Source organism: Streptomyces sp. CB03238 (assembly GCF_002099185.1).
Classification (GTDB): domain Bacteria; phylum Actinomycetota; class Actinomycetes; order Streptomycetales; family Streptomycetaceae; genus Streptomyces.
Window position 1 is genome coordinate 41692 of the sequence record NZ_NBCN01000020.1, and the last position, 17142, is coordinate 58833.

At 73.4% G+C, this 17142-nt stretch carries 4 protein-coding genes; all 4 read left to right on the plus strand.

What is annotated here, in order from left to right; all coding sequences use genetic code 11:
- Window positions 1–28: 28 nt before the first annotated feature.
- Genes BKD26_RS29600 through BKD26_RS29615 form a run of 4 tightly spaced genes read left to right on the plus strand, consistent with a single transcriptional unit; the run spans window position 29 to window position 17122 of the window.
- The gene (locus BKD26_RS29600; protein ID WP_084904480.1) at window positions 29–6466 is read left to right on the plus strand and encodes a non-ribosomal peptide synthetase; all 6438 of its coding nucleotides are present in this window, start codon (window positions 29–31) and stop codon (window positions 6464–6466) included.
- Window positions 6463–9771, plus strand: a complete 3309-nt coding sequence (locus tag BKD26_RS29605) for a non-ribosomal peptide synthetase (RefSeq protein WP_084904483.1) — start codon at window positions 6463–6465, stop codon at window positions 9769–9771. Before BKD26_RS29600 ends, BKD26_RS29605 begins: the two co-directional genes overlap by 4 nt.
- Entirely contained in the window at window positions 9768–15206 is a 5439-nt protein-coding gene (locus BKD26_RS29610) for an SDR family NAD(P)-dependent oxidoreductase (protein WP_084904486.1), read from the plus strand. Before BKD26_RS29605 ends, BKD26_RS29610 begins: the two co-directional genes overlap by 4 nt.
- The gene (locus BKD26_RS29615; protein ID WP_179166756.1) at window positions 15203–17122 is read left to right on the plus strand and encodes a condensation domain-containing protein; all 1920 of its coding nucleotides are present in this window, start codon (window positions 15203–15205) and stop codon (window positions 17120–17122) included. Before BKD26_RS29610 ends, BKD26_RS29615 begins: the two co-directional genes overlap by 4 nt.
- Window positions 17123–17142 lie beyond the last annotated feature (20 nt).

The following is a 17142-nucleotide window of genomic DNA, read 5'->3' on the forward strand; positions in this document are numbered from 1 at the left end:
GGCCCACTTGCGCTTGGACATTTGACCGATGTCAACGGGCCGCAGTGCAGCGCGGACAGCCCGTCAGGCTGTCGCAAACTCTCTGGGGGAGTGTCACACATTGCCGGCAGTGGTTCCTGGGTTCTCAGCCTCCCCGATCCAGTCCGCACTGTGGGCCAGGATCACCCGATCCCACCCCGATGCCCCTTCTCCACGGTGCGAGTCGTCATGGACGCTGCGGGGCACGTGGGACGCCGAGCGTCTGCGTGAGGTGTTGGCGTCGGTCGTGGAACGGCACGAGGCGCTGCGCACCGTCGTGCGTGCCTCGGCCGCACGCACCGAGCCCGTGCAGAGTGTCGCCGAGGTGCCGGCGGACCTCCTGGACGTTATCGACCTGTCCGACCGGTGCGAGGCGGGTGACGCGGACGGGGCCCTGCGCACCGCTCGCGCCGCCTGGTCCGCCGCCGTCCCCGGATCGCACCCCGCCCCCCTGCGCGCGCTGCTGCTCGTGCGCTCCACCGACTCCGCCCAGTTCGTGCTGAACGCCGACGTTCTGTCGGCGGACCGGCTGACCCTGCGGCTCGTCGCCCAAGAAATCGCCCTGTCCCTCGCGGGGGAGGAGCCGGGGGGCGAAGTCCTCCAGTACCCCGAAGTGGCCGCATGGGGACGCGAGCTGCTCACCGACGAGGATTCGGCCGAGGACCGCGCCCACTGGGCGGCGCTCCTCGAACCGGCCAGGGGCTGGGCCACCGCACACCTGCCCGCCGGGACCGGGACCGACCCTGCTGCGCCCGGCTGCACCGCGCGTCTCGACGCCGGCCGCACCGCTCGGGTCGCCGCCCTCGCCACCGCCCGCGGGACCTCCGCGCAGGCAGTGCTGGGCGCGGCCTGGACCGTGGCCGCTGCCCGTCTCGCCGGCGGCCCGGTGCCCCTGGCAGTGACCCACGACGGGCGCGCCTTCGACACGGTACGGAAGGCGGCCGGGCCGTTCGAGCGCCCCGTGCCCGCCGTCGTCGACGCCTTGGCCGCACCCTCCTTCCACGCGGTCGTCGACGAGGTCACCGCCCAGTGGACTCAGGGCGCCGACCTCGTCGACCACTTGGACCCGAGCCGGTTCGACGCGCTGATGGACGAGGGTCTGTGGGCCGGCTTCACCGCCGTCCCCGCCTCGCCGGTCCTCGACCACGGCACGGCGGCCTGGCACCCCCTCGACGAGCGTGTCCCCTGCCTCGCCGGCACCCTGACGTGCACCGAGGCGGCCGACGCGGCGACCTGGCAACTGACCTACTCCGGTGGGGACATGGCGGCGGTGCCCGCCGAGGCGGTGCTCCCCGCCTTCGTCACTGCCCTGGACGCCCTGGTGGCCGATCCCGGAGAGCCGCCCGCCGACTGCCCTCTCACCGACTCCGGCGACCCCGGCAGCGTCCTCGTCGGCCCCGCCGCCGACACCACCGCCCGAGATCTCGCCGAGGCCGTGGCGCTGACCGCCGGCCGCGCACCCGACGCCGAGGCCGTGCGCTGCGGTGACGACCGCCTCACCTACACGGCCCTGGACACTCTCGCCAACCGCTGGGCGCGGCGCCTCACCGACGCCGGGGTGAACGCGGGCGACCGCGTGGTCCTCGACCTCGAACGAGGCGCCGCCGTCCCGGCCATCGTGATCGGCGTACTTCGCGCCGGTGCCGTGTTCGTGCCCCACGACCCCACGCACCCCGACGAACGCCTCCGGTACGTGCTCGACGACACGGCCGCCGCGGCCGTGATCACCCGGCGCGGCCTCGGTACCGACGTGCGGCCCGTCGTCCTGGCACCCGACGACGAGCGCGTCGCCGGTCTTCCGCACACGGACCTCCATGTGCGCAGGGCGCCCAGCGACCCGGCGTACGTCCTCTACACCTCGGGCACCACCGGACGGCCCAAGGGCGTGGTCGTCCCCCGGAGCGCCCTGAACAACTATCTGACATGGGCCGCCGCGACCTACCGGCTGGCCGAGGGCACGGGCAGCCTCGTGCACTCCTCCCTCGCCTTCGATTTCAGCCTCACCGCCCTGCTGGCCCCGCTCACGGCCGGCGGCCGCGTCCTGCTCCTGCCCCCCGGCGCCGGGCCGTTCGGGCTGGCCACCGCCCTGCGCTCCTGCGCCGACCTGACCCTGCTCAAGCTGACGCCGACCCACTTGGACGCCCTCCAGCGGCTGACCGGCGGCACGGAGTGGGCCCACCGGGTACGCACGCTGGTCATCGGCGGCGAGCAGCTGCACGCCGAAAGCCTGAGCGCGCTGCGCTCCCTACCCGGCCTGCGGATCTTCAATGAGTACGGACCTACCGAAACCGTGGTCGGCTCCACCGCGCACAGGGTCGGCACCACGACGCCCGTCCGCGGCCGGGTGCCCGTCGGTCGGCCCGTTGCCGGTACGGTGATCACCGTCCGCGACCGCCGGGGCCGCCCGGTTCCCGCCGGTGTGCCGGGCGAGATCTGCATCGGCGGCGCAGGGCTCGCCGACGGATACCTGGGCCAGGAGACCGCCACCCGCGAGCGTTTCGTGACCGACACGCACGGCCCCCGCTCCGGGCAGACTCACTACCGCACCGGTGACCTGGGACGCCTGCTTCCCGACGGTGAACTGGAGTACGTGGGACGCCTCGACGACCAGCTCAAGATCCGCGGCGTACGTGTCGAACCGGACGAGGTGCGCAGCGTCCTCCTCGACCACCCCGGTGTCGCCCGCGTCGCCGTCGTCGCCCGCGCCGCCCGCGAATCCTCCGCGGAAGCACGCCTCGTCGCCTACGTCGTGCCCGCGGCCGCCGCCGGCACCGCCCCGGTGCACCCCGCCGGCCTGGTGGAGCACGCCCGTCGCTTCCTGCCCGACGTGATGGTGCCCGTCGTCCTCCTCGTCGACGAGCTGCCCACGACGGCCAACGGTAAACTGGACACCGACGCCCTGCCCGACCCTGACCGCGACCTGCTCACGGCGCGTCCCTACGTGGCGCCGCGAGACACCACGGAGGAGGTCCTGACCTCGGTCATCGCCGAGGTGCTGGGGCTGGAGCGCGTTGGTATCGACGACGACTACCCGGCGCTCGGGGGCGACTCGATCCGCAGCGTGATGATCGCGGCCCGTGCCGCCCATCGGGGCGTTGGTGTGGGTGTCGCCCAGCTCCACGAACACGCCACGGTCCGTCACATGGCCGCCGCGCTCGCGGAGCAGCCCGGCACGACGTCGTCGGCCGCCCGTCCGAGCGAGCCGTTCTCTTTGGTGAGCGCCGAGGACCGGGCTCTGATGCCGGAGGACGTCGAGGACGCCTTCCCGCTGAGCCTGCTCCAGGAAGGCATGATCTTCCACCGGGACTTCGCCGCGAAGTCGGCCGTGTACCACGCCATCGCCTCCGTGCGGCTCGAAGCGCCCTTCGACCTGGCCGCCTTCGACACGGTTATCCGCGGGCTCGTCGAACGTCACCCCATGCTGCGGACCTCGTTCGACATGTCCACCTTCAGCCGCCCGCTGCAGCTGGTCCACCGGACGTTCGACACCCCGCTGTTCCACGAGGACCTGCGGCGCCTCGACGCCGAGGAGCAGCAGGCCCACGTCCGGCGCTGGGTCGAGGGTGAGCACGAGCGTGGCTTCGAACTCCACGATTACCCCCTGATCCGCTTCATGGTGCAGCGGCTCAGCGACGACGAGTTCCAGTTCACCTACGGCTTCCATCACGAGATCGTCGACGGGTGGAGCGAAGCCCTGATGATCACGGAGATCTTCGACCCCTACTTCTCGCTGGTGTACGACGAGCCGATCGAGCTTCGGCCCCCCGTCGCCTCGATGCGTGACGCCATTGCGCTCGAACTGGAAGCACTGGAGGACCGGGGCAAGTACGACTTCTGGGACACCTATCTTGCCGACGCGTCCCTGATGCGGTTGCCCCGCATGGGCGGCGGCCAGACCGCCGACAAGGGCGCCCGGGAGATCGTCCGGCTCACCGTGCCGATCGCTCCGGAGCTCTCCGACGCTCTCAAGGCCCTCGCCCGCGACGAAGGCGTCCCGCTGAAGACCGTGCTGATGGCCGGCCACATGCGGGTGATGTCGGCGTACGGCGGACACACCGACACCCTGAGCTACACCGTCACCAACGGGCGTCCGGAGGACACCGACGGCAGTACCGCCATCGGCCTGTTCGTCAACAGCCTCGCCCATCGCGTCGCGATGCCAGGAGGCAGCTGGCGCGACCTCATCGCCGCGAGCCTGGCCTCGGAACGGTCCACCATGCCGCACCGCCGGCTTCCCATGGCGGAACTGAAGCGCCACCAGGGCAACGAGCCTCTGGCCGAGACGCTGTTCTTCTTCACGGACTACCACATCTTCCGCGTGCTCGACCGCTGGCGTGCGCGTGGAGTGCGGCACGTCGCCGACGAGTTGTACGGCGAGTCGACGTTCCCCTTCTGCGGCATCTTCCGGCTGGGCCGCGACACCGGAGACCTGGAGGTGCGGATCGAGTACGACAGCCTCCAGTTCTCCGCCGACCTCATGGACGGTGTCGCCGACGCCTACGTCGAGGTTCTCACTGCCATGGCCGGTGATCCCGACGGACGCTACGACGCCCGGGACTTCGTCTCCGAGGCCGACCGGAGCACCCTGGAGGCCCTGCGGGGACCGGAACTGCCCGCCGTCGAGGAGCGCTGCCTGCACGAACTGTTCGAGGAGCGGGCCCGCTCGCGACCCGACGCCATCGCCGTGCAGTGGCTCGGCGGCTCGATCTCCTACGCGGCACTCGACCGGCGCGCCACCGCTCTGGCCCGCACCCTGCGTGCCCATGGGGTCGGTGCCGAGGTGCCCGTCGGTATCCTCGCCGAGCGCTCCGCCGAACAGATCGTGGCGATGCTCGGCATCCTCAAAGCCGGCGGTGCGTACGTCCCGCTCGACCCCGCCCTTCCCGAGGCCCGGATGGCGTCCGTCGTGGCCGAGTCGGGCACCCACCTCGTCGTCGCCCAGCAGGCCCGGGCCGACATGGTGCCCGCCGGCCCCGCCGTGCTGACCCTCGACCCGCTGGGCCGTGTCGGCTCCGTGCCGGAGTCGACCGGAACGCGCCCCGCTCCCCGGCCCACCCCCGGCAGCGCCGCCTACGTCCTGTTCACCTCCGGCTCGACGGGCGTGCCCAAGGGCGTCGTCGTCGAACACCGCAACGTTGTCGCCTCCCTGCGCGCACGTACCCTGGCCTACCCCGACCCCGTCGACCGGTTCCTGCTCCTGTCGTCGTACGCCTTCGACAGCTCCGTCGCCGGCATCTTCTGGACGCTCACTGAGGGCGGCACCCTCATCCTGCCGCCGGAAGGAGCCCAGCTCGAACCGCTCGACGTGCTCGATCAGCTCGCCCGCGAGCGGGTCACGCACACCCTCGCCATCCCCTCCCTCCTGCTGCCCGTGCTGGAGGAGGCCGGCGACGGCGAACTCGACGCGCTGCGCGTGGTGACGGCCGCCGGTGAACCCTGCCCCTCCGTCCTGGGCGACGTGGCCCTCGACCGGATCCCCGGCGCCACGGTCCACAACGAGTACGGACCCACCGAGGCGACCGTGTGGAGCACCGTATGGACCGGCCCTTCGCGGACCGGTCGGCCCCACATGCCGATCGGCCGGCCCATCGCCGGCACCCGCGCCCGCGTGGTCAACCCCTACGGCCATGACGTACCGGTGGGCGTCGCCGGCGCACTCCTGGTGGCCGGCACCGGCGTGGTGCGCGGTTACCTCGGACGCCCCAGGGCCACTGCCGACGCCTTCCGGCCCGACCCGTACGCCGTTGCGGCCGGCGAGCGTGTCTACGTCACCGGCGATGTGGCCCGCTGCCTGAGCGACGGGGACCTCGAATTCGTCGGACGCGACGACCAGCAGGTCAAGATCCGCGGATTCCGCGTGGAACTGAGCGAGGTCGAGGCCGTTCTCGACGCCCACCCGGACGTCCAGAAATCCGTGGTGGTCGCCCATCGGAGCGACTCCGGCAGCACGGAATTGATGGCGCACGTCGTCCTCCAGCCCGGGGCATCGCTCGACGCCGTGCGTGTCCAGCAGTTCGTACGCGACCGGCTGCCCCGCTACATGGTCCCCGCACACTGCATGATCCTCGACGCCGTGCCGCTGACCGCGACCGGCAAGGTCGACCGTGCCGCCCTGCCCGCTCCCACTACCGCGAAGCGGCCCGACGCACCGCACGTCGAGCCGGCCACCGAGAGCGAACGGATCGTCGCCGCCGTATGGTGCCGGGTCCTGGGTCTGGAACGGGTCAGCGCACGCGCCGCCTTCTTCGACCTCGGCGGCGAATCACTGCGCGCGATGCAAGTCACCACGGCCGTAAACAAGGCCCTCGGCACCCGTATCACCGTACGCGCCCTGTTCGACGCCGCCACCCTCGCGGAGTTCGCCGCCACCGTCGACGCGGCCCGGCGAGGAGAGGGACCGGTGGCGCGCGGTATCGCAGCCGCATCGGCCGAGGCGACGGGCCGATGACGCCCGTGCACGACGGCGCCCTACTCCACTCGCTCACCCCGGGGCAGCGGCGCCTGTGGTTCCTGCACCGGCTGGCTCCGGACAACCCCGCTTACAACATCGTGATCGCGCTGCGGCTGCGCGGCCCGCTCGGTGTCCCCGCCCTGCGGGCAGCCCTGGCCGACGTGACCCGCCGCCACGCGGCGCTGCGCACGGCCGTTCCCGAGGAACCCGGCGGGCACGGTCCGATCGCCCGTGTTGCCTCCGACGGGCCGCCGCTCGCGCTGGTGGACCTCACCGGCCTGTCCGGGGACCGCGCCCACGACGAGGCACGCCGGTTCGTGGACGCCGCTTCCGCCCGCCCCGTCGACCTGATGCGGGGGCCCATCACCCACTGGACCCTGCTGCGTGTCGCCGCCGACGACCACGTGCTGGTCCTCCTCACCCACCACATCGTCTTCGACGGCGGGTCGCTGCCCGTCGTGTGCGCGGAGCTGGAACACGCCTACCTCGAACGCGTCCATGGACGTCCTGGGGGCCCGGGATCACACGGCGGCACGGCGCCCGATGCCGACGGGGACGTACCGGAGGAGAGCCTGGAGTACTGGCGCGCCGCACTGGCGGACGTGCCGGCGCAACCCCTGGTGCTGCCCGTTCTCGCCGGACGCCGCGACACCACCGGCCGCACACCGGCGCACACCGCCCTCACCAACGGAGCGTGCACCCTGTCGGGCAGCGCGCTCCGCCGGCTGCGTACCCTCGCCGCCGAGGAGGGCTGCACCACCCAGCTCGTGCTGATGACGGCTCTGATCTGCGTGCTGCACCGCTACAGCGGTCAGGAGGACGTCGTCCTCGGCACCCCGGTCACCCTGCGCGAGGAGGCCGAGGAGGATGCACGCGTAGGCATGTACGTCAACCTGCTGCCCATCCGGGTCCGCATCAGCACGGGAGCCCTCTCGTTCCGTGAGGTGCTGCGGCGCACCCGCCGGGCCTGGCTGGACGCCCATGAGCACCGCCGGGTGCCCTTCGAGCGGCTCGTCGAGGAATTCCACACCGACGCGGCCCCCACCGTCCACCCGTTCTTCTCCGCGCTCTTCGCCTACCAGGAGGCACCGCCGCTGCCCCGCCTCCACGAGGTGGAGACCACACTGATGCCGGTCGCGCCCACCGCGCCCAAGTACGAACTGACCGTCACCGCCACCGAAGGCGAGCGGCAGGTCGACTTCGACCTGGACGTCGACAGCCGTAGCGCGAACCGTGCCGAGGCGGACGCCACCGCCCGCCACTTGCGCGCCCTTCTGGCCTCAGCGGTCGACGACCCCGAACGGGCCGTCGCAGACCTGTCGTTGCTGGACGGCACCGAACGCCGAGCACTCGGCCCGTACTGGCCGGCCACCCAGCGCGCCGCCCACACGGTCGCCAACGCACCCGACCTGTGGACCCCGGCCCACCGGCTCTTCGAGGAACAGGTCCGGCGCCGCCCCGACGCCGTGGCCGTCGTCCACGGCGCACACAGCCTCACCTACCGTGAGCTCAACCGGCGGGCGAACCGGCTCGCCCGGGAACTCGTGGCACGCGGCGCGGGCCCGGAGCGCGTCGTCGGTGTGTGCCTGTGCCGCACACCGCTGCTGCCCGTCACCCTGCTCGCCATCCTCAAGGCGGGTGCCGCCTACCTCCCCCTCGACCCGGCCTATCCCGTCCAGCGGCTGGGCGGCATGATCGAGGACGCGGGCATGAGCCTGCTCGTCACCGAACGGGAACTCCTGCACCGCACCGGCCTGGACGGCATGACGGATCCCGCCGAGGTGCTCCTCATGGACGACGACGCGGACCCGGCGACCGGGCACCCCGGGCACAACCTCGTCGGCCCGGCGACGGACGTCCACCCGAACAGCCTGGCCTACGTGCTGTTCACCTCCGGCTCCACCGGCCGGCCCAAGGGCATCTCCCTCCAGCACGGCAACCTCGACACCTTCTTGCGCTGGGCCGGCCGTACCTTCTCGGCCGAGGAGCTGACGGCCGTCCTCGCCACCACCTCGGCGTCCTTCGACGTCTCCGTCTTCGAACTCTTCGCGCCCCTGACCCACGGCGGCACGGTCCTGCTCGGCGACAACGCCCTGCACGTGCCCCACATGCCCGCCGCGGCCACCGCGACGCTGCTCAGCACCGTGCCCACGGCCGTGGACGCCCTCGCCCAGGCCGACGCGATCCCCCGCTCCGTGCGCACCGTCAACATCGGCGGCGAAACCCTGCAACGCGGTGTCGTGGACCGACTGGCGCGGCGGGTGCCCGGCGTGCGGGTGCACAACCTGTACGGCCCCTCCGAGACCACCACGCACTCCGCCAACGTTCGAGTACCCCTCGACTCCGATGAGCCCCCCACGATCGGACGCCCCCTGCTCACCGTGCTGATGTGGGTGGCGGACCGTTGCAGTCGCCCGGTGCCCGTCGGCGTCGTCGGCGAGATTGTCATCGGCGGAGTGGGCCTCGCACGGGGCTACGTCGGCCGCCCCCGACTGACGGCCGAGCGCTTCGCGCCCGACCCCGCCAGCGGCACCGGCGGCGGACGCCTCTACCTCACGGGTGACCAGGCCCGGGTGGACGGCAACGGCGACATGATCTTCCTCGGCCGCCGCGACTCCCAGATCAAACTGCGCGGGGTGCGGATCGAACCCGAGGAGATCGAGACCGTCACCCGCGCCCACCCGGCCGTGCTCGACGCCGCGGTCGTGGTGGAACGCCACAACGGTATTCCCCAGCGCCTGGTCGCCTTCGTCAAGGTGCGGCCGGAGGACCTGGCGTACGCCGACTCACTCACCCCCGACCTCCTGGCCCACCTGCGGGCCCGGCTGCCCAGGGCGATGATCCCCGCCGACATCCGCCTCCGGGCCGAGCTGCCGCTCAACGCGAACGGCAAGCTCGATCGCGGTGAACTGACCCGACGGTTGGCCCAGGAGCCCGTCCAGACCGAGTTCGCCACCCCCTTCGCTGCGCCGCGCACCGAACTGGAGAAGGCCGTCGCGGCGATCTGGTGCGAGGTGCTCGACTTGCCCCACGTCGGGCTCCACGACAACTTCCTCGAGATGGGCGGCAATTCGCTGCTCCTGCTCAAACTGCACCGCGCCCTGTGCGACACCGTCCACCCCGACCTCACGCTCGTCGACCTGTTCGCCTGGCCGACCGTGGCAGCCGTCGCTGAGCGCTTCGCCGCTGGCACGGGCCACGGCGGCGGGCGCGTCGGGGAAACAGCCGACGCCGCCGAGCGCGGCCGTAAACGGCGGCGTTCCGTGGCCGCGGCCCGCCGCTCACCGGAGGCCGGCCGGTGAGCACCAGCACGTACGAAGAGGCCAACGATGCCGAGGACGTCGAGAGCATCGCCGTAGTCGGCATGGCGTGCCGGCTGCCCGGCGCCGAAACCCCCGAGCAGTTGTGGACCAACCTACGGGCCGGGCGGTCGGCGGTGCGCCGCTTCGCCGCCGAGGAGGCGGCCGACGTCCCCGGCCGCCCCTCCGTCGCGGGCCACCCCGACTTCGTCGGCGCGGAAGGCCTGCTCGACGGGGTGGACCTCTTCGACGCGGACCTCTTCGGCTACGCGCCCCGCGAGGCGCAGATCATGGACCCGCAGCACCGGATCGGACTGGAAGTCGCCTGGGACGCCTTCGAATCAGCCGGTTACGACCCCGCCGACGCCGGAGGCCCGGTCGGCGTGTTCCTCGCCGCGAGCTTCAGCTCCTACCTGGTGCGCAACCTGCTGGCCGACCCCGAGGCGCAGCGCACGCTCGGCGGACTGTCCCTGCTCGTCCACAACGACAAGGACTTCCTCGCCACCGGTGTCTCGCACCGCCTCGGACTGCGTGGACCGAGTATCGCCGTCGGCTCGGCCTGTTCCTCGTCGCTCGCCGCCGTCCACCTCGCCGGGCGCAGCCTCCAGTCCTACGAGTGCGACATGGCGCTCGCGGGCGGGGTCTCCCTCCAGGTGCCCCAACGGCAGGGCTACCTGCACAGCCGTGACGGCATCTACTCCCCGAGCGGCGCCTGCCGGCCCTTCGACGCCGCCGCCGACGGCACCGTCGGCGGCAGTGGCGCCGGAATGGTGCTCCTCAAGCGCCTGTCCGACGCCCTTCGCGACGGCGACCACATCCACGCGGTGATCCTCGGCTCGGCCCTCAACAACGACGGCCGCGACAAGATCGGCTTCACCGCCCCCAGCGTGCGCGGACAGAGCGAGGTGATCGCCGAGGCCCACGCGGTCTCCGGCGTGACCGCCGACACGCTGGGCTACGTCGAGGCGCACGGCACAGGCACCGCGCTCGGCGACCCGGTGGAGATCCAGGCCCTCACAAAGGCGTTCCGTCACACCACCGACCGGCGCGGGTTCTGCGGCATCGGCTCCGTCAAGGCGGCCATCGGCCACCTGGACGCGGCGGCCGGCATCGCCGGGTTCCTCACCGGTGTCCTGGTCGCCCGCGAGCGCACGGTGCCGCCCAGCCCGTACTTCCGGGCCCCCAACCCGGCGATCGACTTCGCGGACAGCCCCTTCTTCGTCACTACCGACACGATGCTGCTGCCCGGTCCGCCCGGTCGGCGCCGAGTCGGAGTGAGCTCCTTCGGCGTCGGTGGCACCAACGCCCACGTCGTCCTCCAAGAACCCCCGGCACCCGTCCCCCGCCCGGAACCCACGGGCGACTCCCTGCTGCTGCTGTCAGGCCGTGACCCGCGCTCCGTGCGGGAGGCCGCCGACCGCCTGGTGCGCCACCTCACCGACAAGCCCGAGACGTCCGTCGCCGACGTCGCGCGCAGTCTCGCGGGCAAGCGTGCCTTCCCGCACCGGCGCGCCGTGCTCGCGACGGACACCGCCACCGCCACGCGCGCCCTCACGGCGCAGCCGGACCGCACCCCCGCCGCCACCCGCCGTGTGGTGTTCACCCTGCCCGACCTGACGGCCCTGGCTCCGGCCGACCTCGCCGCGCTCGCCGCGGAACCTGCCGTGTCCCGGGCGCTCGACGCCCTGCTCCTCCGGGCCGCTCGCGCCGGCATCACCGTGCCCCGCCCCGCCGCCGAGCGAGCCCCCCGTACGGCTACCGTCGCACCGGGCACCGCCTTCGCCGTCCAGTACGCCATGGTGGAGGCCCTGGCCGACTGGGGAGTGCGCCCCACCGCCGTCAGCGGGTCCGGCACCGGCGAACTCACCGCGGCCGTGGCCGCCGGGATGCTCACGGCGACACAGGCCCTGCGCCTGCTGGCGGCAGGCACACCCGCGGAGCGCGCCGCAGTCCTCGCCGACCCGGCACCGTCGGCATCAACGCTGCCCTGCCTGGGCACCCGCGCCGGTGGCCCGGTCACCGAACGGCACCTCTGGGAAGCCGAGTTCGCCGCCCCGGCGCGCGGAGACGGGACCGGACCGCTCACCCACCCGGACACCGACCCCACCACGCCGCTGCTCGACGTCCACCTCGGTGCCCCCGGCGGACCCACCACCGGCTCCCCGGCACACATCTGGTCGCCCCCCGGGCCTGGTGGGGGAGGCCCGGCACTCGTGCTCGCCGCCCTGTGGGAAGGGGGCGCCGACCTCGAACTCGACGCGTACCACCGCGACCGGGGAGCCCGGCGCGCCCCGGTGCCCGGGCACGTCTTCACCCGCGCCCGCCACTGGATCGGTCCCCCCGCCGTCCCCGCCGACACACTCGCCGCCGCGACCGAGGAACTGCGCGCGGCAACCGGTGCGACACCTCCGCGCTCCTTCGCCGACCGGCCCGCGGAGCGCGCCGCCCTGGACACACTGTGCACGGAGCTCGCCCTGGCGCACCTCGCCGGCGCCCTGCGCGGCGTCACCCCGCCGTCCGGCACGACCGTCGACGAGATCGCCGCACGCCTGGGCACGCTGCCCGCCTACCGGCCCTTCCTGGAGTACCAGCTCGATCTGCTCGTCGAGGACGGTCTCGTGGCGCGCGACGGGGACCGCCACACCCTCCTCACCACCCGCCCCGCCGACCCCGGGCAGGCCGCCGCACGGGTCCGTGAACACCACCCCGATGTCGCGGGGATCGCGGAACTGCTGCTGCACTGCGGGCAGGACTACCGCGAGGCGCTGCGCCGGCCCGGAGCGGGACTCGCCCTGCTCCACCCGCCGGGCGACCGCGGCCTGGTGGCCCGGCTCCTCACCGAGCGGACCGCACCGTACTCCTGGGCCGACCCCCTCGCCCTGACCGTGGCACGCACGGCGCGGCGGGTGGCCACCGCACGGCAACGGCCCCTGCGCGTCTTGGAGGTGGGCGCGGGCGGCGGACGGCTCACGCAGCACCTCGTCACCGAGCTGGAGGGCACCTCGGCCCGCTGCACGATCACCGACATCAGCCCCCACTTCCTGGCGGCGCTGCGCGAACAGGGCGGGGCGCGCGGCCACCGGTCGGTCGAGACGAGGGTCCTCGACATCACGGCCGACCCCGTCCGCCAGGGCATCGCCCTCGGCGCCCACGACCTCGTCGTCGGACTCGACGTGGTGCACACGACGCCCGACGTCGGCCACACGCTGCGTCGGCTGCGCGCACTGCTCGCCCCCGGCGGCACGCTCGCGCTGGTCGAGACGGTTGCCCGGGACCGCTGGATCCCCATGGTCTGGGGTCTCACCGAAGGCTGGTGGGGCGCACGCGACGGCCGGAGGGGCGGACCACTGCTCTCCACCGAGGAGTGGGCCGCCGCACTGCGCGACGCGGGCTTCATCGCCGACCGGCCCGTACCAGGGGTGGCCGAGCCGAGCGCGGACGCCGTGCTCCTGCTCGCACACCAGCCCGCGGGCGCGTCCGCGACCGCCCCCGGGGCCGACGGGGCCTCCGACCGGCCGGCGCTCGCGCGGGTCACGGACCCCGCCCGGTGGACCTACCGCACCGGCTGGCACAGCGCCTCCCTACCCGTCCCCGCCCCTGATCGGCCCGGCCGCACCTGCCTGGTCTTCGTGGACGGAGACCTCGGCGAGCGGGTGTGCCGGTCGCTGGCGGACCGCGGCCTGCGGGTGGTGCGGGTGCACCCCGCCGGACGCCCGGCCGGCGACACCGTGGACGTGCACCACGTGGACCCGACCGATCCCAAGGCTCACCAGCGGCTGGTGGACACCCTGACCGACCGGGCCGTGACCGTCGACCTCGTCGCCCACCTGTGGAACGCGGACCGGCCGGTCACCGGCCTGGAAGCCGTGGACGAGGCCCTGTCACGCGGTCTGCACAGCGTGCTGGACACCGTCCGGGCGCTGGCGCGTACCGACCGGGGCACCTCGGTCCGTCTGCTGATCGCCACCGCGGGCGGCCAGGACGTCCTCGGCGGCGACCTGCGCCACCCTGAACAGGCACTGCTCACCGCGGCGGCGAAGGTGCTGCCACGCGAGTACCCCGAACTCGGCTGCACGGTCGTCGACCTGCCGCCCGAGATCGCCACCGACCCGCATCGGCAGGCGGATCAGGTCGTCGCGGAACTGCTGGCCCACGACTGCCCGCCGCTCGTCGCCCACCGGGGCCGGCGCCGCTGGCTGCCGCATGTGCGACCGCACCCGCTGCCCGCCCCCGACCCGTCACGTCCCCCGGTGCGGCCCGGCGGTGGTTACCTGGTGTGCGGTGGACTCGGTGGCATCGGACTGGCCGTCGCCGAACACCTGCTGCGCGAGGGCGGCCAGGTGCTGCTCACGCGCCGTACGCCCTTCCCGCCCCGGGCCAAGTGGGCCGGCCTGCCCGCCGACACCTCGGACGGGCGCATCGCCCGCCGGCTCCTGGCCGCCGAGCGCTCCGGGGGGCGCGCCGTCGTCCTCCGTGCCGACCTCACCGACCTCACCGCGATGCGCGAGGCCGTCGCCACCGCACTCCGCGAGTTCGGCAGCCTCGACGGCGTGGTGCACGCCGCCGGAGTCACCGACCCGGCCGGCGTGGTCCAACGCCGCAGCCGCGCCGCGACGGACACCGCCGTGGCCTCCAAGACCACCGGGACGCTGGTACTCGAACGAGCCCTCGCCGGCACCGCGCCCGACTTCGTGCTGCTGTGCTCCTCCATAGGCACCGCGCTGTACAAGCTCAAGTACGGCGAGCTCGGCTACGTGGCGGCCAACGAGTTCCTCAACGCCTTCGCCCATAGCCGACGTGCCCTGGGCGTGCCGGTGGTCGCCGTCGGCTGGACCGACTGGCTGGAAGGCGGCATGTGGACCGCGGCCCGCCGCGAGCTGGACCGCCGCTACCGCGTGGACGCACCCGGTGGGGTCCACCCGGCCGACGACCTGCTCCTGGGCCTCACCGACGCGGAGGGTGTCGAGATGTTCCGCCGTGCGGTGCGGTCCGACGAGCCCCATGTGCTCGTCTCGACTCAGGACCTGGAAACGCTGCTGGCGCGGCACGAGGACTACAGCGTCGACGACCACCGCCGGGCCGTGGGCGTCCTGCAGCGGGCGCGCGCCGACGACGGGCCGGCGCCCCGGCCGTCCACCGGCGGCACCGGAGGCCGGGACGCCGGCCGGGCCGGAGGGACGACCGAACGGACCGTCGCCGGATGGTGGTCGCACCTGCTCGGCCTGGACGACGTGCGGCCCGACGACGACTTCTTCGCCCTCGGGGGCGACTCGCTCATCGCCCTGAGGATGCTGACCATCGCCGAGGAAACGGCGGGTGCCGAGGTGTCCCTGCCGTGGTTCTTCGAGCATCCGACCGTTGCCGAACTGGCGGCGGAGATCGACCGGCTGAAGCGGCCCACGGGTGCCGCCGGAGGCGAGGAACGAGTACTGCTGTGACCATCGAGGACTACTATGCCGACCTCGTGGCGCGCGGTGTACGGCTCGCCGACGAGGACGGCCGGCTCCGCTGCGCCGCCCCGGCCGGCGTGCTCACCGACGCCCTCCTGAAAGAAGTGTCGGCACGCAAGGACGAGTTGCTCGCCCACCTCGCCGAGCGCAGGGTGCCGCTGTCCTACCCGCAGGAACAGCTCTGGGTGGCCCACCGCCTCGACCCAGCCGGCTGCGCCTACCACGAGCCCGTGCTGGTCGAGCTGGAAGGCCTGTTGCAGCCGACGGCGCTGCGCCGGGCGCTCGACGCGGTGTACCACCGGCACGAGGCCCTGCGCACGGTCTACCCCACCCACCGTGGCCGCCCGCACCAGGTCGTCCTGGAGCCCGGTCCCTGCCCGCTCACCGTCGCCGACCTCACGGACCTGCCCCCGGAAGCACGGGAAGAGGCGGCACGACAGTGGGTGGAACGGGAGGTGCGTCGCCCCTTCGACCTGACCACGGGGCCCGTGCTGCGCGCCGTCCTGCTCACGCTGGACGCCGAGCGGTACCGGTTGCTGCTGACGCGTCACCACATCGCCGGCGACGGCTGGTCCCTGGGACTGCTGCTGCGCGACCTCGGTGACGCCTACGGCGCTGCCCGGTCCGGCCGACCCCCGACACCACCCCCGAACGACGTGCGCTACACGGATTTCGCCGAGTGGCAGCGCGCCGTCCGACGCCGCGACCCGCTCGGGACACGGGGCGCCGAACGCGTCCGCGCCCTGCGCGGGGCCCCCGTCGGGCTGCGTCTGCCGGCCCCGGAGGACCTCGCGCCCGGCACGCGGGAGGCGCCCGTCGCCCGGACCGTCGACGTGCGCCTGGAGGCCGGGCCGGCCGCCGGAGTCCGTGCCCTGGCCGACCACGCCCGGGTGACGCCGTTCACCGTGCTGCTCACCGCGTACGCGGCCGTCCTGGGTCATTGCTGCGACCAGGACGACATACTGATCGGCAGCCCGGTGGCAGGGCGTCCCCGGGCCGAGTACGAGGACGTCGTCGGCACCTTCGCCAATCTCCTGCCGATCCGCGTCCGTCTCGACGGGGACCCTTCCCTCGACACGCTGCTGCGGCGCGTCCACACGGAGGTGATGGACGCGCTCGAAGCCCGTGACGTGCCCTTCGGGGCGCTCGTCGCCGAGATCGCACCCGGCAGGAGGTTCGACGCCGAACCGTTGTGCCAGGCGACGTTCTCCCTCCAGAACCTGCCGTCCACGGAAGTTCCGCTGCCCGGGCTGCGCGTCACGCTGCTGCCCGCCCCGCAGGTGGCACCCAAGCACGCGCTGGCCGCCATCGCCACACCGTCCGACGGCGGCTACGCCGTCACGTTCTCCGTCGACCCGGCGCGTGTCACGGAGGAGACGGCGCGTGCCGTCGCCGACGGCTTCGTGAGGGTGCTGAGCGGCGCCGCGGCCGACCCGGGGCTGACCGTCGCGGACATCCTAGGCCCCGCCGGCCCCCGCCCCGTACAGGGCCACACGGTTGCCGTCGACGCCACAGGGGCGGCGAGGACCGAGCCGTCGCACTCCGACAGCGCCGGCGCCACCGCGCCTGCCGGGCCCATGACGCCCACCCAGCGGCGACTGGCCGAGTTGTGGCGGGACCTGTTGGCGCTGCCCGAGGACGTCACCCCGGACGTCCACGCCAACTTCTTCGACCTCGGCGGAGACTCCATCAAACTCACCCAGCTGCTGGCCTGGGTGATGGACGCCTTCGGCATCGATCTGCCGGTCCGGCGTATTCACGCACTGCTGGACATCGCGTCGCTCGCCTCCGCCATCGACGACGCCGTGAAGGATCGGGACGAGGCGGCCGATGCCACGCTGGCCGCCCTCGTACGCGATGTGGAGGAACTGACCGAGGAGGAGCTACGGAAACGTCTGAGCTGACCCGACCCCCTTCCGGGCGG